This is a genomic window from Neptunomonas japonica JAMM 1380, from assembly GCF_016592555.1.
Lineage (GTDB): Bacteria > Pseudomonadota > Gammaproteobacteria > Pseudomonadales > Balneatricaceae > Neptunomonas > Neptunomonas japonica_A.
On record NZ_AP014546.1, the window covers coordinates 1,656,671 to 1,683,048 of the forward strand.

Consider the following 26,378-nt stretch of genomic DNA (forward strand, 5'->3'; position numbering starts at 1 on the left):
CCAATCTTTATCTGGAGGGTGAATAACGTATACTGGATTGTAGACAATTTATGAGGGGATGAAGTGATTTATGCGAAGCGGCCAAGATATGAGTCAAAGAGAGCTGCATTTACCTGATCAGGTTATTAGTTATCGGGTCGTAAAAAACGCCAATGTTAATAATGGGAAAAAACTGGTGCTGCTTCATGGTGCCGGCGTGGCGGGTAAAGATACTTGGGTGTTAATTGCTTCAATGTTGACGCAGTGGGAGGAAGTGTTAATACCTGATCAGAGGGGGATGGGTGATACACATTATCCAGACCGGAGTGATTATCCTTTTAGTGCGCAAATGTTAGTGGCTGATTTGAATGCGCTGGTTGACCACCTAGGCTGGTGGGTGTTTGATCTAGGTGGTTATTCTCTGGGTGGAATGGTGAGTATGCTATTTAAACAGCAGCATCCAGATAGAGTCTGTAAACAGTTTTTACTTGAATCTGCTTTATTAGATAGGCCGTGCTGGGACTCAACAGTGCAGCTACGACAACGTTATAGTGAAGCTGCAGAGTATTTGCGCAGCGATAATCGTGATGTCGGTATTCGTAACTTTATGGATACGATCTCTCCTAATCGTAGAACGTCCGTACAAATTGATGACTTAACCGCCTCTCGTCTAGGGCGGCGCCCGCTGGGCTTTGCATATGCTTTAGACTGTGTGACGGATGCTATTAATAATATAGATAGAGAAAGCTTAGTCGCTGCTCAAGGTGATGTGACAAGCCTTATTGGTGGCTTAAGTGTCGACTTAATGCACCAATATCATCGAGATATGGCTGAAGGTTTGCCGAGTTGGCATTATTTCATGGTGCCGGGTACGGATCATTCTTTGCCATTTCAGAAGCCTCGGCAGATTGCCAAGGTAATGAATGAAGAAACCTTACGTTATAGAAATATGTAAGTAGGGGTAAACTCTTAAACTTTTGTATTGTGTTGACACCTTTATCCTTTTGTACGGTTGACGTGCTTAAAAACGCGCGGTATCGTTGGTTTAATTGAAGATTGTCGACAATCCCAAAAACAGATTGTTAATGGCAGATATAAAAATAATGAATGAAGCTCCGGTAGAAAGTCGAACGCTAGCTGATAAAGTTTGCGAGCAAATTATTAATGCCATTGTGGTGGGTGATATTCCGCCAGGGCAGAAGATCAGTGAGCCTGAATTGGCACGTACCTACGGTATTAGTCGGGGGCCGCTACGTGAAGCAATGCGCCGGCTTGAAGCGCTACGCTTGATCGAGCGAAAGCCTCATATTGGTGCCAGAGTCGTAAAGCTTAACGAGAAAGAACTGATCGAAATCTATCGGGTACGCGAAGCATTGGAAGGCATGGCCTGTCGTATGGCGGCAGAGTTTATGTCAGATGAAGAAATATCTAGTCTACGAATTTTGTTAGATGAGCATGATCGTTCTATAACTCAACTGGATGGCCAGTCTTACTTTCAGAAAGAAGGCGACTTGGATTTTCATTACCGAATAGTGCAGGGCAGCAAAAACGAAACATTGTTAGAACTGCTCGGCAGTGACTTGTACCACCTGGTACGTATGTACCGCTATCAATTCAGTATATCGAGTTCCCGTCCTAAGCGTGCACTCAAGGAGCATCGCCAGATCGTCGATGCTATTGAGGCGAGGGACCCCGAGTTAGCAGAAATTCTAATGCGTCGGCATATCAGTGCAGCACGCAGGAACATTGAAGAGAAGCTGAACATAGCAACTGACCTCAAAGGGGAAAAACATGGCTAAACTAACTGCAGGCGGTCGATTCCGCAAAGCGCTACTAGAAGCAAAACCACTACAGATCGTAGGTACAACTAATGCTTATCATGCCATGATGGCTGAACGCGTTGGCCATAAAGCTATCTACCTATCTGGTGGTGGTGTTGCCAATACGTCTTATGGTTTGCCTGATCTTGGTATGACTTCTATGAACGATGTATTAGAAGATGTTCGTCGTATTAGTAGTGCTGTAGAAACTCCTTTGTTGGTTGATATCGATACAGGCTGGGGTGGTGCGTTTAATATTTCTCGTACAATCAAAGAGATGACTAAAGCAGGTGCTGCCGCAGTTCATATCGAAGATCAGATTGCTCAAAAGCGTTGTGGGCACCGTCCTAACAAAGAGATCGTTTCTTCTCAGGAAATGGTTGATCGTGTTAAAGCTGCTGTTGATGCTAAAACAGATGATGATTTTTTCATTATCGCACGTACTGATGCTTTCCAAATGGAAGGGTTAAACTCTGCTGTGGATCGTGCTCAAGCCTGCCTTGAAGCTGGTGCAGATGGTATCTTTGCAGAAGCTGTTCATACACTAGAAGACTATAAAGCGTTTGCAGATGGTATTAACGGTGCACATTTGCTAGCGAACATTACTGAGTTTGGTGCTACGCCGCTGTTTAATACAGAGGAACTTGTAGCAAATGGTGCTTCTATGGTGCTGTACCCACTTTCAGCTTTCCGTGCTGCAAATAAAGCTGCATTGAATGTATACGAAGCGCTATTGCGTGATGGTGATCAGAAAGCAGTTGTTGATACGATGCAAACACGTATGGAACTGTATGATTTCCTTAACTACCATGATTTTGAGCAAAAGCTAGATGCGCTTTTTGCCGAAGGCAAAAATAAGTAATTAGCAAAGAAGACTTGTTGAGCGCTTTTACCGCAAGATTTAAATCAAATAATTAGAAAAACTGGTACGGGAGGCTCGCCTCCCAAAGACAGAAGGAGAAACCGTATGGCAGAAGCGAAAAAACTAAGTGGTGCGGGTCTGCGTGGCCAATCTGCTGGTGAAACTGCGCTCTGTACCGTGGGTCAAACCGGTGCAGGACTGACTTACCGTGGTTATGACATTAAAGAATTGGCTGATAAAGCACAGTTTGAAGAAGTTGCATATCTGTTATTGTATGGGACTTTGCCAACACAGGCAGAGCTTAGTGCATACAAAGCTCGCCTAAAAGAAATGCGTACATTGCCTGCAGCGCTGAAAACTGTTTTGGAACAGATACCCGCTGATGCACACCCAATGGATGTCATGCGTACGGGTTGCTCTATGCTGGGTAATCTTGAAACTGAGCAGAGTTTTGCTGATCAGCTTGATCACATTGATCGTATGCTGGCTGTATTCCCAGGCTTAATCAACTATTGGTATAACTTTAGTCATAACGGCAAACGTATTGACGAGAATACCGATGCTGACTCTATTGCTGAGCAGTTCTTGTGGACGCTGCATGATAAAAAACCAGAGCCTTTGCATGTAGATGTAATGCATGCATCTCTGATTTTGTATGCTGAGCATGAGTTTAATGCATCGACGTTTACTGCACGTGTGTGTGCTTCTACGTTGTCGGATATTCACAGCTGTGTAACGGCTGCGATCGGTTCCTTGCGTGGGCCGCTACATGGCGGTGCTAACGAAGCTGCTATGGATATGATCGAGAACTGGAAAACTCCTGATGAAGCGGAAGCTGAAATCATGGGTATGCTCGAGCGTAAAGACAAAATTATGGGCTTTGGACACGCTATTTACAGCGAGTCTGATCCACGTAATGCCATTATTAAAGAATGGTCTAAGAAGTTGTCTGAGCAAGTGGGCGACTCTAGCTTATATGCTGTTTCTGAACGTGTTGAAGCAGTGATGTGGCGTGAGAAAAAGCTTTTCTGTAATGCTGATTTCTTTCATGCATCTGCTTATAACTTCATGGGTATTCCTACCAAACTATTCACGCCGATTTTTGTCTGTTCGCGTGCCGCAGGTTGGACTGCTCATGTAATGGAACAGCGTGAAAATAACCGTATTATTCGTCCAAGTGCTGACTATACAGGTCCTGAATCTGCACAGTGGGTTGCTATCGAAAATCGTGGTTGATTAATCGAGTAAGGGCTGATTCTTCAGCCCTTACAGTTTTGATGTGCTAACAGATATCTGCTTGGCCATAATTAATTCTGCTTTAGAATAGGTGGAGTAGGCTTCGATTCGCTCATACGCCTGCCTCGTCTCTCTGAACCATACTCAATGGAGTTCAGGCGCAATGAATACTGAATACCGCAAATCTTTACCAGGCACAGACCTTGATTACTTCGATACGCGTGCAGCTATTGAGGCGATCCAGCCTGGTTCTTATGCAAAACTACCTTATACATCTCGCGTGTTAGCTGAGCAGCTTGTGCGTCGTTGTGAGCCAGAAGCGCTGACCGACTCATTGAAGCAGCTTATTGAATTTAAACGTGAGCTCGACTTTCCTTGGTACCCGGCGCGTGTTGTTTGTCATGATATTTTAGGTCAGACAGCCCTAGTAGATTTAGCAGGCCTACGTGATGCTATCGCTGATCAGGGTGGAGACCCATCTAAGGTAAACCCTGTTGTACCTACGCAGCTGATCGTTGACCATTCTCTGGCTGTAGAAGCGCCAGGTTTTGATCCTGATGCCTTTGAAAAGAACCGTGCAATTGAAGATCGCCGTAACGATGATCGTTTTCACTTTATCGAGTGGTGTAAGACGGCATTTGACAACGTTGATGTGATCCCTGCTGGTAACGGCATCATGCATCAGATTAACTTGGAAAAAATGTCTCCAGTTATCCAGGCGCGTGATGGTGTTGCTTTCCCAGATACGTGTGTCGGTACTGATTCACACACACCGCACGTTGATGCGCTAGGCGTTGTTGCGATTGGTGTCGGTGGTCTTGAAGCTGAAACGGTTATGCTCGGTTTGCCATCTATGATGCGCCTACCGGACATCATTGGTGTGAAACTTGTTGGTAAGCGTCAACCGGGTATTACTGCTACGGATATCGTTCTGGCGATCACTGAATTCTTGCGTAATGAGAAAGTGGTTTCTTCTTATCTAGAGTTCTTCGGTGAAGGTGCTAAAAACCTAACGATCGGTGACCGTGCAACTATCTCTAACATGACGCCTGAGTTTGGCGCGTCTGCAGGTATGTTCTACATCGATGAGCAGACAATTGATTATCTAAAGTTGACGGGTCGTGAGCCTGAACAAGTCGCCCTTGTAGAGCAATATGCCAAGTTAACAGGCCTATGGGCAGATGATTTAGAGAACGTTGAATATGAACGTGTTCTTGAGTTTGATCTATCCACTGTTGTGCGCAATATGGCTGGCCCATCTAACCCGCATCGTCGTCTACCAACATCCGCGCTAAACGAGCGCGGTATCGCTGGCGACGAGATGTTGGCTGCAGCCAAGGCTGAAGAGTCTGAAGGTTTGATGCCTGATGGTGCGGTAATTATTGCAGCAATCACCTCGTGTACTAATACTTCAAATCCACGTAACGTAGTGGCTGCAGGTTTAGTCGCTAAGAAGGCCAATGAGTTAGGCCTTGAGCGTAAGCCTTGGGTTAAGTCGTCATTTGCACCAGGCTCTAAAGTTGCCAAGTTGTATCTGGAAGAAGCGGGCTTGTTACCTGAGATGGAGCAGCTAGGTTTCGGTATTGTTGGTTATGCTTGTACTACGTGTAATGGCATGAGTGGCGCGTTGGATCCTGCGATTCAGCAAGAGATCATTGATCGTGATCTTTACTCTACAGCAGTGCTTTCTGGTAACCGTAACTTTGACGGGCGTATCCACCCGTATGCTAAACAAGCGTTCTTGGCATCGCCTCCGCTCGTTGTTGCTTATGCGATTGCTGGTACGATACGCTTTGATATCGAAAAAGATGTGTTAGGTAATGATAAAGACGGTAACCCAATCACGCTGAAGGATATTTGGCCTAGCGATGAAGAGATCGATGCGATCGTTGCTAAAGCTGTTAAACCTGAGCAATTTAGCCAAGTTTACATCCCAATGTTTGACTTAGGTGCAGTAGAAAAGTCTGAAAGCCCGTTGTACAACTGGCGTCCACAGACTACCTACATCCGTCGCCCTCCTTATTGGGAAGGTGCTTTGGCAGGTGAGCGTACGATGAAAGGTATGCGCCCATTGGCTGTGCTTGGCGATAACATCACAACGGATCACTTGTCTCCATCAAATGCAATTCAGGCGTCTAGTGCTGCCGGTGAATATTGCGCCAAAATGGGCTTGCCAGAAGAAGATTACAACTCTTACGCAACGCACCGTGGTGATCACCTAACGGCACAGCGTGCAACCTTTGCTAACCCTAAACTGCTAAACGAAATGTGCCTTGATGATAAAGGCGAAGTGAAGCAGGGTTCGCTTGCGCGTATTGAACCAGAAGGCCAAGAAAGCCGCATGTGGGAAGCGATTGAAACTTACATGGAGCGTAAGCAGCCGTTAATTATCGTTGCGGGTGCTGACTATGGTCAGGGCTCATCACGTGACTGGGCTGCGAAAGGTGTACGTCTTGCAGGTGTTGAAGCGATTATGGCTGAAGGTTTTGAGCGTATTCACCGTACGAACCTTGTTGGTATGGGTGTATTACCGCTTCAGTTTAAAGATGGCGAAACACGTAAAACATACGCGATTGATGGAACTGAAACCTTTGATGTAGAAGGTGATATTTCACCGCGTTCTAATCTTACTGTCATTATTAATCGTGCCAATGGCGAAACGCTTAAAGTACCTATGACGTGCCGTTTAGATACTGCTGCTGAAGTTAATGTTTATAACGCTGGTGGTGTATTGCAGCGTTTTGCTCAGGACTTCTTAGAAGCTAACGCTTAAGCATACATATGATCGGTATGTACTGTTATACCTATACAGTTCGTGGCTATTGCTGCGAACTCTATGAAGGGCAGCGCATATCGGTCTACTTAAGTAAGGCTATTTCAAATAACCGTGAGAAAATTTTTAATCACCTCTGCTGAATAGGTTGGCGGCAATAGCCGTTAGGCCGTAGCTGACGTTATTAAAATTTTTCTGAACCGTAGTGTTGAGTGATTATCAGCACCCGATAAGATAGGATAATTATACTATGTCGCAAGTACCTCAGATCAAAATTCCTGCTACTTACATACGCGGTGGAACCAGTAAAGGCGTCTTTTTTCGTCGCCAAGACCTTCCAGAAAGTGCACAAGTAGCCGGTGCTGCTCGCGATAATATTCTTATGCGCGTCATAGGTAGCCCAGATCCATACGGCAAGCAAACCGATGGTATGGGTGGTGCTACCTCAAGTACAAGTAAAACCGTTATTTTGGATAAGAGCAGCCAGCCCGACCATGATGTTGATTATCTATTTGGTCAAGTTGCAATCGATAGAGCTTTTGTGGACTGGAGTGGTAACTGCGGTAACCTCACAGCAGCTGTTGGTGCTTTTGCTATCAGTGGTGGTTTGGTTGATGCAGGCCGTATTCCTCAGAATGGTGTATGTGTCGTTCGAATCTGGCAGGCCAATATTAAGAAAACAATTATTGCTCATGTGCCTATTACTAACGGAGAAGTCCAAGAGACAGGTGACTTTGAGTTAGACGGTGTGACTTTCCCTGCAGCTGAGGTCCAAGTTGAGTTTATGGACCCCGCCGATGGTGCTGGTGCTATGTTTCCTACAGGTAACCTCGTTGATGATCTTGATGTTCCTGGCGTCGGTACGTTCAAAGCAACAATGATTAATGCAGGTATCCCTACTATTTTCCTTAACGCTGAAGAAATTGGCTACAATGGAACTGAGCTTCAAGAAGCGATTAATGGAGACTCTGTTGCGCTAGAGCGTTTTGAAACTATCCGAGCATACGGTGCAGTTCGTATGGGGCTTATTAAGGATATTTCAGAAGCTGTAGCTCGCCAGCATACGCCAAAAGTTGCTTTTTGCGCACCGGCTCAAAACTATGTTTCTTCTAGTGGTAAGCAAGTAACCACGGATGATATTGATGTGGCTGTGCGTGCGCTTTCTATGGGTAAGTTGCACCATGCGATGATGGGAACCGCAGCGGTTGCTATCGGTACCGCTGCTGCTATTCCTGGAACCCTGGTGAATATGGCTGCAGGTGGTGGCGAGCGTAATGCGGTTACCTTTGGTCACCCATCGGGTACTCTAAAAGTAGGGGCTGAAGCCGCACAAGTTGATGGTGAATGGACGGCTACTAAAGCTATTATGAGCCGAAGTGCTCGTGTGTTAATGGAAGGCTGGGTGCGTATTCCTGGAGATTCCTTCTAAGCGTTGTTTGTACCTAGAGATGCATATACTCTACGGCGCGTTTTAATGTATGTGAAGTTATATGTGATGATTTACCGTTTGAAGTAGGGATGTGGTAGATCTGACTGCCTATCAGGAAGGGTCTGCTTCTGCTTCTTTGACCCCGTATGGTTTCCATACGGGGCTTTTTTATGGATCAAGGTTTAGCTTTACTTACCCTTGAAGGTCCAGGCAAAAGCTTGGTGATAGCTTCTCTATCGGTAGGCTGCTCTCCAATGAGCATTAAGCTCTCCTCAGCAAAGCCGATACCGGCTTCAGTATAGAAGTTGAAAACGTTATTAATGCCCGCTTTAATGAGTTGCTCGCGCTCATCTTGATAGCGTGCTATTGCTGCGATTTGCCCTTTATAATGGGCGTTACGTAACTGGATAGTGATATTGCGGTCATCTTCAATAGAAGGCAAAGCCAATAACACGAGCTTAATAGCTGATGTGTCAAAACTTTCCCATAGGTCAGCATCTTCACCATCACCAAAGAAAACGTTCATTCCACGTAGTTGATACTCTTTGACACGATTGCGGTCGGCATCCATGCCTACTACGCGTTGATCGACCATATTCTGCAAGGCTTTAAATGCACTTTTACCTACACGCCCTAAACCTATCACTAGAATTTCTGCGTTTGGAGGTTGGATGAAAAGGTCTTCTTGTAAGCGGGTTTTGCTTTCATAGCGCTTAATTGTTTCTTTGTATAATCGGTAAATCTGATGAGCATGACGATAAAACAGACTGGTTAGGATAAATGATAGAGAGACCGCTAGTGCAAGAATAACGAGCCACTCTTTATTTAACCATCCTGATTCAACACTGAGGGCTGCTACTATGAGGCCAAATTCACTAAAGTTGCTCAATGCCAATGCCGATAAAAATGAAGTGCGACCGCGTAATTGCAGGCGAGAGAAGATAAAGAAAAACATAAGAAACTTTATCAGGATTAAACTCGAAATAAGTGCCGCCATGCCAAGCATTGACCAGTTTGGTAGTGCCGTGAAGCCAATCGAAAGAAAGAAACCAATTAAAAAGAGATCTTTGAAGCTTAGTAATGACTTTGTGAGCTCGCTGGCTTTAGGGTGGTGACTTAATAAAACACCGAATAATAGGGCGCCCAAGTCACCTTTCACACCGACTAGTGTGAATAGCTCATACCCACCAAGTGCGAGAAAGAAGCCTGTTAGGGGAAGCATTTCTCCATGGCCGGCTCTATTGAGTAATGCATCCAAGAAAGGGCGAATGAATACCAAGCCAAACAAGCCAAAAGCCCAAATTGAAGGGACTTTTCCTGTAGCGAAAACCAAGAATATTACGGCTGCTATATCTTGCATAACGAGTACGCCGATAGCGATTTGACCATGCCTCGTTTTCATTTCTCCGCTTTCTTCTAAAAGCTTAATAATGCAAACAGTGCTACTGAAGCTTAAAGCAAAACCGAGTATTGCCGCTGTTTGTAGATCCATATTTGAAAAATATGGAAATGAGATAATGGCGAGCAGCAGAGAGGAGGAAGTAAATAGCAGTGTCCAAATACCCATGTGGGAGAGTGTGCTGGCCCATATTTCTCGTTTTAATAAATCAGATACATGCAGTTTAAGACCTATGGTAAAAAGCATCAGTGTAATGCCCAGGTCGGCGAGGGTCTTAAGCGAATCGGTAGGCTCAACGCCTATAAAATGCAGTACGAAGCCGGCAAATAGGAAGCCAATAAGGGGAGGGAGGGAGATTACTTTAACCGTCAAACCGCAAACAAAAGCAAATAAAATCCAGATAAAATCCATAGTTCCCTACATTTTTTGATCAATGGGTTTGTGGAGCGCCGCACTATGATAAGATATTCCTTTTTAAATCATAGTCGTAACTGCCATATTATTATTGCATTTTTTCACTAGTTTTTGGCATATCCAGTGTTTTGAGGAACAAGCATGTTTAAGAAGCTGAGATCTATATTTTCATCCAGCGAAGAGGTTCAAAAAGAAGCAGCTGAAACAGTTGATAGTCAACAAGATTCGGTTGCCAGTAATGACATGGAAGTAGCGTCTGATATTGCTGCACAAGAGGCAGTAGAAAAAGATGCTCAAGAAGATAAGCAAGTCGTTGCGCCAGTTGCTGAAGATAGCAGCGTGGTTGTAGAACCAGAACCAGAACCAGAACCAGAACCAGAACCAGAACCAGAACCAGAACCAGAACCAGAACCAGAACCAGAACCAGAACCAGAACCAGAACCAGAACCAGAACCAGAACCCGTTAAAAAGGGTATGTTTGCTCGGATGAAGGCGGGGTTAAGCCGTACAAAAGCAAACCTATCAGTAAAGCTAGGTAATTTGTTTCTTGGTAAAAAAGAGATTGATGATGAGCTATTAGAAGATATTGAAACATTACTTTTAACGGCAGATGTTGGCGTTGAAGCAACCACAGAAATTATAGGTCGCCTAACCGAGCGTGTCGCACGTAACCAGCTAGCAGATGCACAAGCGTTGCATGAATCATTGAAACAAGAGCTAGCCGGTTTGTTGGGGCAAGTTGAGCAACCGTTGATAGTAGATACAGATAAAAAGCCTTATGTCATCTTGATGGTTGGCGTTAATGGTGTAGGTAAAACAACGACAATAGGAAAGTTGACTAAGCGTTTTCAGGCACAAGGAAAATCTGTCATGTTAGCGGCCGGTGATACGTTCCGTGCAGCCGCTGTTGAACAGTTACAGGTGTGGGGTGATCGTAACAATGTACCTGTTGTTGCCCAGCACACTGGTGCAGATTCTGCTTCAGTCTTATTTGATGCGTTAGAATCTGCCCAAACAAAGAATATTGATGTATTGATTGCTGATACAGCGGGTCGCTTACAAAATAAAGACCATCTCATGCAAGAACTTGAGAAGGTTGTGCGTGTTATGCGTAAAAAAGACGCAACGGCTCCGCATGAAGTTATGCTAGTGCTTGATGCAGGGACTGGGCAAAATGCTATGAGCCAGGCTCGCATATTCAAAGATGCCGTGGGTGTTACGAGTATTACGTTAACTAAACTGGATGGGACGGCAAAAGGCGGAATCATTTTCGCTATTGCCAAGCAGTTGGAGTTGCCTATTCGTTTTATCGGGGTTGGCGAGCAGATAGACGATTTACGTCCTTTTGTTGCGGAAGAGTTTGTTGCTGCGTTATTTGAAGAATAAGCAGAGGCTTTTCCTGTAGGGTCGCTCATTATTAAACTATGACTAACGGTATTGGTATTTATATAGTTGTACTGTATATTTATCCATGTTTTTAACTGGATGAGAAAATAGCTTTGATAGGGCGACTCAAGGGTGAAATACTCGAAAAGCAACCACCACAACTGCTCGTTGATGTGCAGGGCGTTGGTTACGAAGTAGAAGCTTCGATGAATACTTTTTTCCGTTTACCGGAAATGGGGCATCAGGTTGTGCTTTATACGCATTTTGTTGTGCGAGAAGATGCACAGCTGCTGTATGGGTTTATTGATAAACAAGAGCGTAGTTTGTTTCGCTCTTTAATAAAGGCGAATGGTGTTGGGCCAAAAATGGCGATCTCTATTCTTTCAGGGATGACGACACAAGAATTTATAGGTTGCCTACAGCGTGAAGACGCTGCCGCGCTAACGCGTATCCCTGGCGTAGGTAAGAAAACTGCCGAACGCCTAATTGTAGAGTTAAAAGATAAACTTCAAAACCTTCAGCAAACTGAGCCTGCGGACTTTCAGCTTACGGGTAGTGATTTGCCTGATATGGCACAGCATATGGCAGGTTACAGAGAGGAGGCTGAAAGTGCTTTAGTTTCTCTGGGGTATAAGCCTGTACAAGCAACGAAAGCCGTTGCGCAAGCTGAGCAGAAGTTGGGGGCCGATGTTAGCAGTGAAGAGCTTATTCGTTTGGCGCTTAAGTCGATGATATCAGGCTAGTATTCTTAGTTTTATTAGATGAGTAATAGTTAATTGATATGTACTGTTCTTTATTTGTCCTACCTATGAGGCATTTGTAGTGATCGAAGCAGATCGTTTTATCTCCGCGGTAAGTGCTCCGGTTGAAGAGCAGCATGATCGAGCAATCCGCCCTAAAACGTTAGCTGACTACACAGGGCAGCCCGTTGTAAAAGAGCAGATGGAGATTTTTATCCATGCAGCCAGGCAGCGTGAAGAGGCTCTTGATCATACCCTGATCTTTGGCCCACCAGGGCTCGGTAAAACAACTCTAGCGAATATCATTGCGCATGAAATGGGCGGCGATATTAAAACGACTTCTGGCCCTATTATTGAGAAAGCCGGTGATTTGGCTGCTTTACTTACAAATCTTGAAGCAGGCGATATTCTTTTTATTGATGAGATTCATCGCCTTAGTTCCAATGTTGAAGAGATTCTCTACCCTGCAATGGAAGATTACCAGTTAGATATCATGATTGGTGAAGGCCCGTCTGCACGATCGATTAAGCTGGATTTACCTCCGTTCACGTTAGTCGGAGCGACTACTCGAGCAGGTTCTTTAACCTCTCCACTACGGGATCGCTTTGGTATTGTGCAACGTTTAGAATTTTATAATATTGAAGACTTGACGCAAATTATTCTTCGTTCTGCGCAATTGTCCGGATCAAAAATTGATGAGCAAGGCGCTAAAGAAGTTGCCAAGCGTAGTAGGGGAACCCCGCGTATTGCTAACCGTTTGCTTCGTCGTGCCCGCGATTATGCTGAAGTAAAAGGTGATGGGGTTATTACAGAGGATGTGGCTAACCTTGCACTAAACATGTTGAGTGTTGATGAACGTGGTTTTGATCATATGGACCGGCGTTTGTTGTTGGTGATGATTGAAAAATTTGCTGGTGGTCCTGTTGGAATTGATAGTCTAGCGGCGGCGATTAGTGAGGAGCGAGATACGATCGAAGATGTACTTGAGCCTTATCTTATTCAGCAAGGTTACATCATGAGAACATCACGAGGACGTGTGGTCACTGATCATGCCTATTTACACTTTGGTATTGATAAGCCTGACGAAGATCAATAACCCTTACAAAAAGAGTGTGTTTTACTCTCTCTATAATTAGATAAGTGTATAAGCAGTGTTTATCACTGTGTTAGCACTCACATTTAGAGAGTAAGAGTTATGACTTCCCCATTAAACTCCTTTCAAGTCGATGCGATTAAATCTGAACTGCTAACGCTATTGAAACACCTGCGAGAAGATGTTGGTCATGAATTACAGGACCAGGAAGGGGAAAGAGTGCATGAGGCGATGAAAGAAGCCCATGACAGAGGGGATGAAGCCTCAGCAGAATTGGACGCTACTATTAATATTACCAACATGTCTCGCCACCTTGGAGAAATCAAAGAGTGTCAGGATGCTCTGCAGCGTTTAATGAATGGTAGTTATGGGTTATGCCTAGGTTGTGGAGAAGAGATAGAATTAAATCGTTTAAAAGCGAATCCTGTATCGGCTCGGTGCTTGTCTTGCCAGTCAAAAGAAGAGCGTGTTCATCGTGAAGGGCACCGTGCTTCATTGTAAGCGCGAATGGCTGTATGTGTGATGCTTTTTGAGGCAATAGCGTAATTAAAGAAAATACCTCCATCATTTTGAATGCTCTTCTTGTATAAATCTGCGTGCCTGCTATTGTTGCGTTTTTGCGATAAATACCGATGTTGTTGTATTAATATACATCTGTTGGGTTGTTAGGGTGAACTTTTCAAACGTGCCGCTATCAGAGCATGGACAAGTTCCCATCAGGCTTTGTTTTGAACATTCAATTATCATTTATTATTCCTATTAATCGACTAAGGATTATTAGGCTTGTCTCGGAGAATATGTAGTGGGCGAACAGTTGTCGATCTGGAGTCTTGTTGTTAATGCCAGCACAGTAGTGCAGGTAGTTATGGCTATTCTAGTCCTTGCCTCTTTTATATCTTGGGTGATGATTTTTCAGCGTTTTGCCGTCATTCGTAAAACGACTTCAGCGCTACGTAGTTTTGAAGACCGCTTTTGGTCTGGTATAGATTTAGGGCAACTCTATCGAGAGATAACGGATTCAGGCACTAAAATCAGTGGTGCAGAAACTATTTTTTGTGCGGGCATTAAAGAATACACAAGAATGACACAGCAAAAGAATTATGATCCGGATGCTGTGATGGACGGTGTTCAACGGAGTATGCGTGTTGCCTTAGCGCGAGAAGAGGAAAAGCTAGATCAAAACTTACCTTTTTTGGCTACAGTCGGCTCCACGAGTCCATACATTGGCCTATTTGGTACGGTTTGGGGCATTATGAATTCCTTTCGTGGTCTTGCTAACGTGCATCAAGCAACGCTTGCCTCGGTAGCGCCAGGTATATCAGAAGCCCTTGTAGCAACCGCGATTGGTTTATTTGCGGCGATACCCGCCGTTATTGCTTATAACCGCTTCTCGGCTAAATCAGAATGGTTAATGAATAACTACGAAAACTTTGCAGATGAGTTTTCTAGTATTTTACACCGTCGTATTCATTCGCCTATTTAATGGTTCAATACGATGATTAGACGGAACAAGAATAAGCGAAAGCTCAATGCCGACATCAATGTGGTTCCTTATATTGATGTCATGATGGTGCTGTTAGTGATTTTTATGGTGACAGCGCCGATGTTAACGCAAGGTGTCAGTGTTGAGCTCCCTCAAGCAACAGCTGAACCTGTTGATGCTCAGGATCAAGAACCTGTCATTGTTACTGTTGATAAAGAGGGCCTGTATTATATTAATATTGGCGGCTCTGAAACCGAAGCCATCAGTAGCGAAGAAGTATCGTCACGTGTTCAAAAAATTATGAGTGTTAATCCAAAACAGCTGTTGCTGGTTCGGGGAGACAAAAATGTCTACTACGATAAGGTCGTGACCTTGATGTCCCTGATGCAGCAATCAGGTGCGAGTAGTGTTGGCTTGGTCACTGAGTAGATTATCGCGTGGGTATAGCCAGTTATATTATTCCAATACTATTTGCGCTGATTTTGCATGGCGGGTTGCTGCTGCTATTGATCCCTCATTGGTTTCAGCAAGAGGACCCTTACCATCGAACGCCTCGTCACATTCAGGCACAAATGATTGACTTAAAAGCGTTAAGTAATCAGGAAAATTTACAAAAGAAGTTTCAGCAAGATCAGCTAAAAAAAGCTGAGCAAGAAAAAAAGCGCGAAAAAGTCGAGCAAGAGCGCCAAGAAGAGCTTAAACAACAGCAACGTGAACTAGAACAGAAAAGGCAACAAAAGCTTGAGCAGCAGGCTAAAAAGCTACAGCAAGAGAAAGAAATAAAACAAAAAGCAATCGCTGAGCAGCAGCGTAAAGAAACGCAAGCCAAGAAGCTAGCTAAACTGAAAGAACAGAAGGCCAATGAGCTTGCGCGTAAAATTGCTGCTGAGAAAGAACAGAAAAAAGAGCTAAAAAAGAAAGAAGAGAAGAAAAAATTAGAAGCTAAAAAGCGTGCTGACGCAAAGAAAAAACGTGATGCAGAGAAAAAGCGCAAAGCAGCAGAGGCCAAGAAGAAAGCCGATGCTGAGAAGAAGCGAAAAGCAGATAAGTTAAAACGTGAAGAAGCAAAGCGCAAAGCCCAAGAAGAGAAAAAACAACAAGAAGCAGAGCGCTTGGCAGCTGAAAACGCGGCTAATCGTAAAGCGGCTGCAGCAGAGCGCGCCAATAAAATGCGAGCCGAGATTAGTGGGTATATTCAAGCACTGATAGAGCGAAACTGGAGATACCCGAGTAATACTCGTAATGGCATGAAGGCTAAAGTGCTAATACGCTTGTTTCCCTCAGGTGAGGTCGATAGTGTGGAAGTGATCCAAAGCAGCGGTGATGCAGCTTTTGATAAGTCGGCCGAAAAAGCAGTATTAAGAGTTGGTAAGTTTCCTCGTGTTAGAGAAGTCGACCCGCTCTTTTTTGAAAGAGAATTACGTCGCGTTATTATTGAATTCCGACCAGAAGGATTAAGGTGGTAAACATGGTTAAACAAGTACTGCTAGGTGTTGTCTTACTGCTATCGTCAATAGTTGTTCGTGCAGAATTGCTCATTCAAGTGACTCAAGGTGTTGACGCACCCACACCCGTCGCCGTTGTCCCTTTTGGTTGGGATGGTGAGCTGTTAAGTGATGACATCGCAACAATCGTATCTGAAGACTTAGGTCGAAGTGGCTTTTTCAAGATGATGAAGCGCGAAAACATGCTGAGTACGCCTCATAGTAAAGAGCAAATATTCTTCCGTGATTGGCGTGTTTCAGGAAGCGATTACCTTGTTGTTGGCCGCCTTTTACCTGCAGCTAATGGACAAATTACAGCAACGGTTGAGCTTTATGATGTGCTTAAAGAGCAGCTGGTGTGGTCTGAAACAGTAAACGGTAATTCAGCTAATCTTCGAGATGTAGCTCACTATATTTCGGATCAAATTTTCCAGCAATTAACCGGTATTAAAGGCGCATTTTCAACACGTGTTGTTTATGTCACCGCAGAAATGTTGGGCAAGAATAACTATCGCTATCGTTTACAGATGGCGGACTCTGACGGTGCTCGGCCGCGTACTATACTTGAATCTAAAGAGCCTATTCTATCGCCGACCTGGTCTAAAGATGGTAGCAAGTTAGCGTATGTGTCGTTTGAAAGTACACGTCCTTCTATTTATGTACAGCATCTAGCTACGGGGCAGCGCCAGCGAATTCAGTCATTCAAAGGCTTAAATGGAGCACCTGCTTGGTCGCCTAATGGCGATAAGCTTGCACTAGTGCTTTCTAAAGACGGTAACCCTGAAATCTATGTGCTGACATTAGCAACGGGGCAATTAGATCGTATTACACGCCATTATGGTATTGATACAGAGCCTACGTGGGCACCCGATGGAGAGTCTTTATTATTTACTTCCGACCGCGGTGGAATGCCTCAAATCTATTCTCTGCATTTACCTACAAGAGACCTAAAGCGCTTAACGTTTGAGGGTAGGTATAATAGCCGTGGTCGCTTAACACAGGATGGTCGCTTTTTAACCATGGTACATCAGGATTCATCAGGTTTTCATATTGCAGTCCAAGACTTAAAAACAGGCCGGTTAGATATTTTAACCAGTACAGGGTTGGACGAATCTCCAACGATTGCACCTAACGGAAGTATTATTCTTTATGCCACGAAAAAAGGTGGACGGGGTGTATTAGCCGGTGTTTCGTTAGATGGACGTGTTCGTTTTACCATGCCTAATACGCGTGGTGATGTGAGAGAGCCTGCTTGGTCTCCTTATTTGCAATAATTTTTTGTTACCCATAAATTAGTAGTGATTAAACTACGGCCTTGGTGTAGATCAAGGTTATTAAAATTTTTTAGGAGTTACTATGCGCGTTTCCAATGCTGCAAAAGCAATATCTTTAGCGTTATCTGTTGCCTGGGTTGTGGGTTGTAGTTCGCCAAGTACCCTAACTGATGATAGCGGCTCATCTTCAACGGATAATGGTTCTGCGACTACTTATGGCTCTGGATCAGGTTCTGGTGTAAATGGTTCCGGTGTTGGTGGCTCAGTTGATGTAGCCAACCTGCAAACTGTTTTCTATTTTGACTTTGATGCTTCATCGGTACGTAGTGATAGTATTGCTGATTTAGAAGCGCATGCTCAGTATTTAGCAACGCATCCCTCCGCTTCTGTACGCTTAGAAGGCCATGCGGATGAGCGCGGAACACGTGAATACAATATGGCGCTTGCTGAACGTCGTGCTAAATCTGTTGAGCGTTTTTTAGCAATTAATGGAGTGAGTGGCGTGCAAGTTGAATCGATCAGCTATGGTGAAGAGAAACCGGCTGTCATGGGTTCTTCTGAAGGCTCGTTGTCACAGAATCGTCGTGTTGAACTGAAATACGAAGCGCGCTAATGAAATTGATATTCTCAAAAAGAATATCTGTTGGTTTGTTAGCCACTGTTTTTACGGTGGCTACGCAGGCTGCACAGGTAGTCCCTGTTATTGAAATTAATCAGGCTGGTGGATCTTCTAGTAATTATGCTTTGTCACAAAATAGCCAGCTGATTATTACTATTCAGCAGTTACAAGATGAAGTGCGTGAACTACGAGGCAAGCTAGAGTCTCAAGAGTACCGTTTCAAGCGTCTGGAAGCATCTCAAAAAGAGCGTTATAGAGATCTTGATCGCAGACTAAGTCTTATTTTACAAAGCCAGATGCAAGACGAAGATGCTTCTGGCATGTCTACCGGTGGCGTGCCAGAGGATAGTAGCTCTGAAAAAGTGCCCACAGCACCCATTAATGCAACAGCTAATGCAGGTAAGTCTGCAGCAACGCTGGCCAAGCCTGCTGCTAAAGATCAGTCTAAACCATTAGAAGACGCTCCAAACTTGAAGGATCAGGGTGATTATCAGGCGGCTTTTAAGTTGGTTCGTGAGCGCAATTTTAACGGTGCAGCACAAAGCTTCTCTCGCTTTTTGACCGACTATCCTGATAGCCCTCGTGTGCCGAATGCTCATTATTGGTTGGGTGAGATCTACCTAGCTCAAGGTAAGCATCCTCTCTCAGAAGAGGCCTTTTTACGCGTGGCTGATCAGTATAGCCAATCTCGTAAAGCGCCTGATGCTTTATACAAATTAGGGATTCTTTACAAACAGCAGGGTGATCTCAAAAAATCTATGACGTTTATGTCCCGAGTAGTGACAGAGTATCCTGAAACTTCAGCTGCACAGTTGGCTGAAAGTGCGTTAAATCAATAAAACTAGGAATAGAATTGTTATGAGTACGCCTGCACCTAAGGCTGTTGTGCTGTTATCCGGAGGTCTAGATTCGGCCACGGCGTTAGCCATGGCAAAGAGCCAAGGTTTCCAGTGTTATGTTTTGAGCTTTGACTATGGGCAGCGTTCGCTAACCGAATTAAATGCGGCTCGTCGTATTGTTGAGCAGTTAGCAATTTCGGAACATCGTATTATTCGCCTTCACTTAGAAGACTTTGGCGGTTCGGCGTTAACTGACCATGATATCGATGTGCCGGATCATGAAACCGGCGGGATCCCTGTTACTTATGTACCTGCACGTAATACGGTTTTCTTGTCGCTGGCGTTAGGTTGGGCTGAAGTGCTGGAAGCCGATTCGATCTTCATCGGTGTCAATGCGGTTGACTACTCAGGCTACCCAGATTGTCGTCCAGAGTTTATTGATGCATTTGAAAAAATGGCCAACTTGGCAACAAAAACAGGTGTTTCAGGCCAGGGTATAACAATTAAGACGCCGCTAATGAATATGTCTAAGTCGGATATTATTCGCGAAGGCTTGGCGCTCGGTATTAACTATGCAGATACTATTTCTTGTTATCAAGCTGATGATAATGGGTTTGCCTGCGGTGTTTGTGATAGCTGTCGTTTGCGTGCTAAGGGCTTTGAAGATGCAGGTATTATCGACCCTACACGTTATATTAGTGTCTAATTTAGGCATTCTCTCATCGCAATGAGAGTCTTCTAGGGGCCACTGTGGCGTGAAAAAAATTGCGCCATAGTGTAATCTATCCTTCCCATTTATTTTTTACTGGCGATATCTGACTATGTTGAGTAAGAAGGACATTTCGGATCGTATTCTGGTTCAGGAACACTTTGCGCAGGAACACCTGCCTAGTGAGATGGAGCTGGCTGAAATCGACCGCTACAAATCACGTATTAAAACATTGCTTAAAGAGAAAAATGCCTGCTTGGTAGCTCATTACTATACTGATGCTATCGTTCAGGAAATCACCGAAGAAACCGGTGGTTGTATCTCTGATTCACTTGAAATGGCACGTTTTGGCACACAGCGCCCTGAGCAAACATTAGTGGTAGCTGGTGTTCGTTTTATGGGTGAGACAGCGAAAATTCTTAATCCAGAAAAACGTGTTTTGATGCCAACGCTTGAAGCGACTTGTTCATTGGATATTGGCTGTCCAATTGAAGAGTTCTCGGCATTTTGTGATCAGCATCCAGACCACGAAGTAGTTGTCTATGCTAATACCTCCGCAGCGGTGAAAGCGCGTGCTGATTGGGTGGTGACATCGAGTATTGCTGTTAATGTTGCTGAGCACCTGGAAGAGCAAGGTAAAAAGATTATCTGGGCGCCTGATAAGCATCTTGGTGAATATGTACAAAAGCAAACCGGCATTGAGATGTTGATGTGGGATGGCTCATGTATTGTTCATGAAGAGTTTAAAGCTAAAGGTATTCTTGAGCTGAAAAGCGTTTATCCAGAAGCGGCAGTGCTAGTTCACCCAGAATCACCCGATGCTGTTGTGGAAATTGCCGATGTAGTCGGTTCTACAACACAGTTAATTAAGGCGGCATCTGAGCTGCCTAATGAAACATTTATTGTGGCAACTGATCGCGGTATTTTTTATAAAATGCGCCAAGCAGCCCCTGGCAAAACTTTCATAGAAGCGCCTACTGGCGGAAGTGGTGCAATGTGTCGTAGTTGTGCTCATTGCCCTTGGATGGCCATGAATGGTCTTGAAAATATTATCTCTGCACTTGAAACAGGTGAAGGAGAAGTATTGGTCGATGAGTCATTGATTGAGGATGCTCGTCGCCCGTTACAGCGCATGTTAGATTTTTCTAATAGCCTGAATAAGTAAAATATAACACTCGCTCAGTGCTCTGCTGAGCGGGTGATCATTATCACTTCATGTTTTGCTGTAACATCTCCTCTACTTCTAACACCTAGTATATTCCTCTTAACGTGACACGTTATGTCGCATAATACCTCGACAAACTTTTCTCAAATTGCTGCTTTTCAAGGAATGGAGCCCTGTAAATATGCCTACTATATCTTGGTTGTCACTGTCATGGTGTGCTCTTCCCGTATTGATGATTTGCGGTATTTATCTGTATTGGCAAGGTAAACCGTCTGAAATATTGTTATCTAGTGCAAGAATGACATTACAGTTGATCGGTGTGGGCTACATTTTAGTCGCTCTATTTGGTAACCCATCTATTTGGCTTACCTTAGTGGTATTAGTGGTGATGATTAGCGCAGCCTCTTGGATAGCTATTCGCCCGGTTAGACACCACAAAGGCTTTTTAAAACCGGCTTTTATTGCTTTGGGATTAGCCGTTACTTTACATCTGTTAATAACATTGAAGTTAGTGTTAGATGTCGATGTTTGGTATGAACCCCGTGTAATGATACCGCTAGCGGGTATGTACTTTGCCAATACCATGAACGCAATTAGTTTGGCAGCAGAGCGCTACCATGCTGAGCTGCACGAAGGAAAAGATGAAAAGCAAGCAAGGTTAAATGCTTTTCATGCCGCGATGATACCTCAAGTTAATGGTCTGCTTGCAGTAGGGTTAGTCGCGTTACCGGGAATGATGACAGGGCAAATTTTGTCGGGTGTATCGCCGCTGATAGCTGTGCGTTATCAGATTATGATTATGACGATGATTTTGGGAACAAGCGGTATGGGGGCAGCAATGATGTTGTGGCTATTAGGTCGTCGTTACCGTAATGTTTCAGCAGCTATAACAGAGGCTAAAAAGTAAGTTATTACAAGAGCGCGCTTATGCGTGTGAACAGGGAGGTATAGCGAAGAAAATGACAGCCAGCATCAGACTATTAACATCTGTTACTGCTGTCATTTTATAGATTTTTAGTTATGAAATAGTACCTTCAATCGGTGAGGAGGCGCTGGCATACGCTTTACGAGGCATCCGCCCAGCCAAGTAACCTTCACGGCCACACTCAACAGCTTTACGCATAGCTTGGGCCATCAATACAGGTTGTTGGGCATGTGCTACTGCGCTGTTCATTAGCACTCCCGCGCACCCTAACTCCATAGCGAGCGTTGCATCAGAAGGTGTTCCTACACCAGCATCTACAATAATGGGTACCTTAGCATTTTCAAGAATTAGCTTAATATTGTGAGGGTTGCTAATACCAAGTCCAGAGCCAATGGGCGCACCGAGTGGCATAACGGCAACACAACCCATATCTTCTAAGCGTTTAGCTATTAGCGGGTCATCACTTGTGTAAACCATGACGTTAAAGCCATCATTTATTAATACTTCAGCGGCTTTGAGTGTTTCTGTGACGTTGGGGTATAAAGTTTTTTCATCACCGAGCACTTCAAGTTTAACAAGGTCGTGTCCACCGAGAAGTTCTCTTGCTAAACGGCAGGTGCGTACAGCTTCTTCCGCCGTATAACAAAATGCGGTGTTTGGCAGTATGCAATATTTTTCTGGCGAGATAACATCCAGTAAATTGGGCTCGTTTGGGTTTTGGCCAATATTGGTTCGACGCAAAGCTAGAGTGACTATTTCGGCGCCACTCGTTTCTATCGCCTGACGTGTTTCCTCCATATCTTTGTACTTTCCTGTACCTATCATCAGTCGAGACGTGAAGGTGCGGTCAGCAATAATAAACGGATCATTCAAAATAATATCAGGTGTCATATTTGCTTCCTGTGAATTGCTAAGCTAATGAATTAGAGATGAATTTTTGTTAGCCGCCGCCAATTGCTCGTACAATTTCTACCTGATCACCTTCACGGATGCGCGTGCTTTGGTGCAAACTTTTAGGGATGATTTCATGATTAACTTCAACAGCAATTCGCTTCTGGCCTAGGTGAAGAGATTCTAGTAATTGTTTTAAATTATCTGTGTTGTAAAGCTGCATTGTTTCGCCGTTAACCGTGAGCCGAATCATTTTATTTTCCTTCTAATTCACACCAGAACAATAGATATGTTCAATTATTTTTATGCTGCAATAGTCGGAAAACTACTGTGTATCTAGAAGAGCCAAAGTGTTTTGAATTGTGAGTCCAGAGCTTTGAGTATGAGTTTTGATGTGGGTTTAAAAGCAAATTTAATACGCTGGTATCATTATTGTGAAACATCTGGTTCTAACTCACTTTCATGCTTGGACAGTAATTTAAACGTCATTGCTAGGCCGGGCGGGGTGCTTTTTATAGGTGTTAAACCTTAAGTGTAAGTACGTTAACGCGCTTCAGTCTCTATAAAAACGACAGAAGTTAGGAGCAAGAGCTCCTGCCTCAGTATAAAAATAACAGTATTTCAGAGGAAGTGAGTATGACTTACAACGCTAACGAATTTGATGCAAAAGAAGTGGTTGGTAACGACCGTAAACATATTTGGCATCATCTAACGCAGCATAAACCATTTGAAGAAGCTGATCCGATGGTTATTGTTAAAGGCGAAGGCATGCGTGTTTGGGATGCGAAAGGTAATGAGTATCTGGATGCCGTATCAGGCGCAGTATGGACAGTCAATGTTGGCTATGGTCGTACTGAAATTGCTGATGCTGTGCGTGACCAGTTGGTTACCCTTAACTACTTTGCTCAAACGGCGGGTAACGTACCTGCCGCACAGTTTGCAGAAAAACTAATTAGCAAAATGCCAGGCATGAGCCGTGTTTATTATTCAAACTCGGGTTCAGAAGCAAATGAGAAAGCATTTAAAATTGTTCGCCAGCTAGCTGCTAAGAAAAATGGCGGTCAGAAGCATAAAATTTTATTCCGTGAGCGTGATTATCATGGAACGACTATTACAGCGCTGAGTGCGACTGGTCAGTATGAACGTAAAAACCAATACGGCCCGTTTACTCCGGGTTTTGTTGAAGTACCACACTGCTGTGAATATCGTGCTCAAGAAGAATCAGATAAAGAAAACTATGGTGTTTGGGCTGCGAACCAGATTGAAAAAGTCATTCTTGCAGAAGGTCCTGAAACTGTTGGTGCATTGTGCTTAGAGCCAATCACAGCAGGTGGTGGTGTTATTGAGCCGCCTCATGGTTACTGGGAGCGTGTTCAGGAAATCTGTAAACAATACGATATCCTGCTACATATTGATGAAGTTGTTTGTGGCTTAGGTCGTACTGGAACATGGTTTGGTTACCAGCATTACGGTATTAAACCAGATATGGTGACTATGGCTAAAGGTGTTGCATCGGGATATGCAGCTATCTCATGCACCGTTATGACTGAAGAGCTATTTAATCAGTTTAAAGACCCTGAAGATCCACGTATGGATTACTTCCGTGATATCTCAACATTTGGTGGTTGTACTGCAGGCCCTGCTGCTGCATTAGTTAACATGCAAATCATCGAAGATGAGAATTTGCTTGATAATGTAAATCAGCAAGGTGAGTACCTAAAAGGGCGTTTAAATCAGCTAATGGAAAAATACGACGTCATTGGTGATGTGCGTGGTAAAGGCTTATTTGCTGGTTTTGAGATGGTTAAAGACCGTGCTACTAAAGAGCCTGTTGATGAAAGTGTAGCGATGGCTATTGGTGCACATTGCATGAAAAATGGTGTCATTATTGGTCGTACTAACCGTTCATTCAAAGAGTATAACAATACTATTTGCTTGAGCCCTGCGTTAATTGCTACACAAGCAGATATCGATAAAATCGTAGATGCTATCGATAATGCATTGGCTGAACTCGCTCCTAATGCATAAAGCATAAGGCACGACTCTCTCAGTCGTTGTCTATGAAAAAGGCAGCTACCCATTCTTGGGTGGCTGTTTTTTTGATGCTAAATTGCTTCCCTCGTTGAAAAATTTACCAAAAATTAATATTTCTCTGTCCTTGATACAAGTCTGCTGAGTAATCGGCTGCCATACACTATACTGCGTGTAATGGTGCTTTATTTCATGCATCACTTATAGGTTTGCTACTTGGGGTTGTCTACTAACGTTTGTTTGATGGCCAGATTTCAGTGTGCAAAAATTAAAACAAGAAATTATTGTAAAAGGCTAAATGAATGTTTCATCTCTTTCACTTAACTCCTGGTAAGGGCGGCAGTCTGCAGCAGCAGTTGAGAGAGCAGATAGCAGCGGCTATATTGAATGGCAACATTCCCGTTGATTCCCCACTACCTTCAAGTCGAAAATTGGCTCAGCAGCTTCATGTTGCACGTAATACAGTCGTTTTGACTTATGAGCACTTGCTAGATGATGGATATTTAATAGCAAGAGAGCGAAGTGGGTATTACGTGAACCCTGATATTTTACAAGGACAAGTAAAAGCGCTTCCTCCGAGTGACTCAAAAGAGGATGAGCCGACAGGTACTTATTGTCCATATTGGGAAGGGCGCTTTAAATTAAAGCCTTCTCAACAAACCAATATTATCAAGCCGCGTGACTGGCAAAAGTATACGTATCCTTTCATTTATGGGCAGTTTGATGCCTCGCTATTTCCGACGGTCAATTGGCGTGAGTGTTGTCGTGATGCGGTAAGTGGCCCGTCGATTAGTGATTGGGCGGCGGATCGTTTTGATAATGATGACCCTTTGTTGGTCGAGCAGATCCGCACGCGTTTATTGCCACGGCGCGGCGTGTGGGCTTCTGCTGATCAGATTTTGGTCACAGTTGGTGCACAGCAGTCGCTATACATGCTAGCAAAGCTTCTCCTTGATAACACGAGTGTGATGGGATTGGAGAATCCGGGTTATGTAGATATTCGCAATATAGCCAAACTCAACCCTGCTCAGGTGCGCACTATTCCAGTCGATAAGGATGGAATGATTGTTGATGATCGCCTTAAAGGCTGTGATCTTGTGTATACCACACCTAGTCATCAGTGTCCGACGACAGTTACTATGCCAATAGAGCGTAGATACGAGCTGTTACGTCGCGCTAATGAAGATGATTTCATCATCATCGAAGATGACTATGAGAGCGAAACCAACTTTAAAACCAACCCTATACCGGCCCTGAAAAGCTTGGATAAAAACGATCGAGTGCTTTATATCGGCAGCTTATCAAAGACGCTTGCTCCGGGCTTGCGGGTTGGTTATTTAGTAGGGCCTGCGGAGCTTATTCATGAAGCTAGAGCTTTACGGCGCTTAATGGTACGACATCCAGCAGCTAATAATCAGCGCTCAGTTGCGTTGTTTTTAGAGCGTGGCTATCACGATTCGTTGATCATGAATATTATGCGAAATTATCAAACACGCTGGAGAGCAATGGATGAGGCCCTAACTGCCCACCTACCAGAGTCGCATGATCAGCCGACATTTGGGGGCTCTTGTTACTGGGTCAAAGGCCCTGAAGGTTTGGATGCCTCTGTTTTACAAGAGCGTGCAAAAGAGGAGAGTATTTTGATTGAGGCAGGTGCAATTCATTTTCTTGATGATGCGCCACCTAAGAACTACTTCAGGCTAGGATATTCCTCTATTTCTACTGATCGGATTGAACCAGGAATCAAGAAGTTGGCAGAATTGATTCACGCAATGGTTTGATTTCGTGTAGATGGGTCCAAAAAAAACCACTTTGATAAGTGGTTTT

General features: G+C 44.1%; 24 protein-coding genes. 21 read left to right on the top strand and 3 right to left on the bottom strand.

Going from position 1 to position 26,378, the window contains the following annotated elements:
* The first annotated feature begins 88 nt into the window (after positions 1-88).
* From NEJAP_RS07745 to prpF, 6 genes are all read left to right on the top strand, one after another.
* Entirely contained in the window at positions 89-934 is an 846-nt protein-coding gene (locus tag NEJAP_RS07745) for an alpha/beta fold hydrolase (RefSeq protein WP_236591105.1), read from the top strand.
* Between the two features lie 130 nt (positions 935-1,064).
* Positions 1,065-1,778 (top strand): GntR family transcriptional regulator, encoded by a 714-nt coding sequence (locus NEJAP_RS07750; protein WP_201350068.1) that lies wholly within the window; start codon positions 1,065-1,067, stop codon positions 1,776-1,778.
* Positions 1,771-2,661: a methylisocitrate lyase gene (gene prpB, locus NEJAP_RS07755; RefSeq protein WP_028471053.1), complete on the top strand. Its 891-nt coding sequence runs from the start codon at positions 1,771-1,773 to the stop codon at positions 2,659-2,661. Before NEJAP_RS07750 ends, prpB begins: the two co-directional genes overlap by 8 nt.
* A 105-nt stretch (positions 2,662-2,766) precedes the next feature.
* Positions 2,767-3,897, top strand: coding sequence for a bifunctional 2-methylcitrate synthase/citrate synthase (prpC, locus tag NEJAP_RS07760; protein ID WP_201350069.1), 1,131 nt, complete (start codon positions 2,767-2,769; stop codon positions 3,895-3,897).
* Positions 3,898-4,060: 163 nt separating this feature from the next.
* Positions 4,061-6,670, top strand: a complete 2,610-nt coding sequence (gene acnD, locus NEJAP_RS07765; protein WP_201350070.1) for a Fe/S-dependent 2-methylisocitrate dehydratase AcnD — start codon at positions 4,061-4,063, stop codon at positions 6,668-6,670.
* A 250-nt stretch (positions 6,671-6,920) separates the two neighbouring features.
* Complete coding sequence (prpF, locus tag NEJAP_RS07770; RefSeq protein ID WP_201350071.1) at positions 6,921-8,099, top strand: 2-methylaconitate cis-trans isomerase PrpF; 1,179 nt, start codon at positions 6,921-6,923, stop codon at positions 8,097-8,099.
* Between the two features lie 175 nt (positions 8,100-8,274).
* On the opposite strand, the gene NEJAP_RS07775 is transcribed toward prpF, so the two are convergent.
* A complete protein-coding gene (locus NEJAP_RS07775) occupies positions 8,275-9,909 on the bottom strand; it encodes a cation:proton antiporter family protein (protein WP_201350072.1) in 1,635 nt (544 codons plus the stop codon).
* A 144-nt stretch (positions 9,910-10,053) separates the two neighbouring features.
* On the opposite strand from NEJAP_RS07775, the gene ftsY reads away from it, so the two are divergent.
* The 13 genes from ftsY to NEJAP_RS07840 all read left to right on the top strand — a co-directional run bounded on the left by ftsY (position 10,054) and on the right by NEJAP_RS07840 (position 21,611).
* On the top strand, positions 10,054-11,298 hold the full coding sequence (gene ftsY / locus NEJAP_RS07780) for a signal recognition particle-docking protein FtsY (protein ID WP_201350073.1): 1,245 nt from the start codon (positions 10,054-10,056) through the stop codon (positions 11,296-11,298).
* Positions 11,299-11,411: 113 nt separating this feature from the next.
* A complete protein-coding gene (gene ruvA / locus NEJAP_RS07785) occupies positions 11,412-12,041 on the top strand; it encodes a Holliday junction branch migration protein RuvA (RefSeq protein WP_201350074.1) in 630 nt (209 codons plus the stop codon).
* Positions 12,042-12,120: 79 nt separating this feature from the next.
* Positions 12,121-13,134, top strand: coding sequence for a Holliday junction branch migration DNA helicase RuvB (ruvB, locus tag NEJAP_RS07790; RefSeq protein WP_201350075.1), 1,014 nt, complete (start codon positions 12,121-12,123; stop codon positions 13,132-13,134).
* Positions 13,135-13,233: 99 nt separating this feature from the next.
* Positions 13,234-13,632, top strand: a complete 399-nt coding sequence (locus tag NEJAP_RS07795) for a TraR/DksA family transcriptional regulator (RefSeq protein WP_201350076.1) — start codon at positions 13,234-13,236, stop codon at positions 13,630-13,632.
* 301 nt (positions 13,633-13,933) lie between these two features.
* Positions 13,934-14,614 (top strand): protein TolQ, encoded by a 681-nt coding sequence (gene tolQ, locus NEJAP_RS07800; RefSeq protein WP_201350077.1) that lies wholly within the window; start codon positions 13,934-13,936, stop codon positions 14,612-14,614.
* 12 nt (positions 14,615-14,626) lie between these two features.
* A complete protein-coding gene (gene tolR / locus NEJAP_RS07805) occupies positions 14,627-15,043 on the top strand; it encodes a protein TolR (protein ID WP_201350078.1) in 417 nt (138 codons plus the stop codon).
* Positions 15,044-15,051: 8 nt separating this feature from the next.
* The gene (gene tolA, locus NEJAP_RS07810; protein ID WP_201350079.1) at positions 15,052-16,080 is read left to right on the top strand and encodes a cell envelope integrity protein TolA; all 1,029 of its coding nucleotides are present in this window, start codon (positions 15,052-15,054) and stop codon (positions 16,078-16,080) included.
* A 2-nt stretch (positions 16,081-16,082) separates the two neighbouring features.
* The gene (gene tolB / locus NEJAP_RS07815; protein ID WP_201350080.1) at positions 16,083-17,372 is read left to right on the top strand and encodes a Tol-Pal system beta propeller repeat protein TolB; all 1,290 of its coding nucleotides are present in this window, start codon (positions 16,083-16,085) and stop codon (positions 17,370-17,372) included.
* Positions 17,373-17,454: 82 nt separating this feature from the next.
* Positions 17,455-17,985, top strand: a complete 531-nt coding sequence (gene pal / locus NEJAP_RS07820; RefSeq protein WP_201350081.1) for a peptidoglycan-associated lipoprotein Pal — start codon at positions 17,455-17,457, stop codon at positions 17,983-17,985.
* Positions 17,985-18,830, top strand: coding sequence for a tol-pal system protein YbgF (gene ybgF, locus NEJAP_RS07825; protein WP_201350082.1), 846 nt, complete (start codon positions 17,985-17,987; stop codon positions 18,828-18,830). Before pal ends, ybgF begins: the two co-directional genes overlap by 1 nt.
* Before the next feature lie 19 nt (positions 18,831-18,849).
* Positions 18,850-19,536 carry a 7-cyano-7-deazaguanine synthase QueC gene (gene queC / locus NEJAP_RS07830; protein ID WP_201350083.1) on the top strand — a complete coding sequence of 229 codons (687 nt, stop codon included), beginning with the start codon at positions 18,850-18,852 and terminating at the stop codon, positions 19,534-19,536.
* Between the two features lie 115 nt (positions 19,537-19,651).
* Positions 19,652-20,704, top strand: a complete 1,053-nt coding sequence (nadA, locus tag NEJAP_RS07835; RefSeq protein WP_201350084.1) for a quinolinate synthase NadA — start codon at positions 19,652-19,654, stop codon at positions 20,702-20,704.
* 181 nt (positions 20,705-20,885) lie between these two features.
* On the top strand, positions 20,886-21,611 hold the full coding sequence (locus NEJAP_RS07840) for an ABC transporter permease (RefSeq protein WP_201350085.1): 726 nt from the start codon (positions 20,886-20,888) through the stop codon (positions 21,609-21,611).
* Positions 21,612-21,722: 111 nt separating this feature from the next.
* On the opposite strand, the gene NEJAP_RS07845 is transcribed toward NEJAP_RS07840, so the two are convergent.
* Both NEJAP_RS07845 and thiS read right to left on the bottom strand, forming a co-directional pair.
* Positions 21,723-22,520 (bottom strand): thiazole synthase, encoded by a 798-nt coding sequence (locus tag NEJAP_RS07845; protein ID WP_201350086.1) that lies wholly within the window; start codon positions 22,518-22,520, stop codon positions 21,723-21,725.
* A gap of 49 nt (positions 22,521-22,569) precedes the next feature.
* Complete coding sequence (gene thiS / locus NEJAP_RS07850) at positions 22,570-22,773, bottom strand: sulfur carrier protein ThiS (RefSeq protein WP_236591106.1); 204 nt, start codon at positions 22,771-22,773, stop codon at positions 22,570-22,572.
* 383 nt (positions 22,774-23,156) lie between these two features.
* Between thiS and NEJAP_RS07855 the strand changes: the two genes are divergently transcribed.
* Together NEJAP_RS07855 and NEJAP_RS07860 are read left to right on the top strand one after the other, a co-directional pair.
* Positions 23,157-24,548 carry an aspartate aminotransferase family protein gene (locus NEJAP_RS07855; protein ID WP_201350087.1) on the top strand — a complete coding sequence of 464 codons (1,392 nt, stop codon included), beginning with the start codon at positions 23,157-23,159 and terminating at the stop codon, positions 24,546-24,548.
* 305 nt (positions 24,549-24,853) lie between these two features.
* Positions 24,854-26,332 (top strand): PLP-dependent aminotransferase family protein, encoded by a 1,479-nt coding sequence (locus NEJAP_RS07860; protein ID WP_201350088.1) that lies wholly within the window; start codon positions 24,854-24,856, stop codon positions 26,330-26,332.
* The last annotated feature ends 46 nt before the right edge of the window (positions 26,333-26,378 follow it).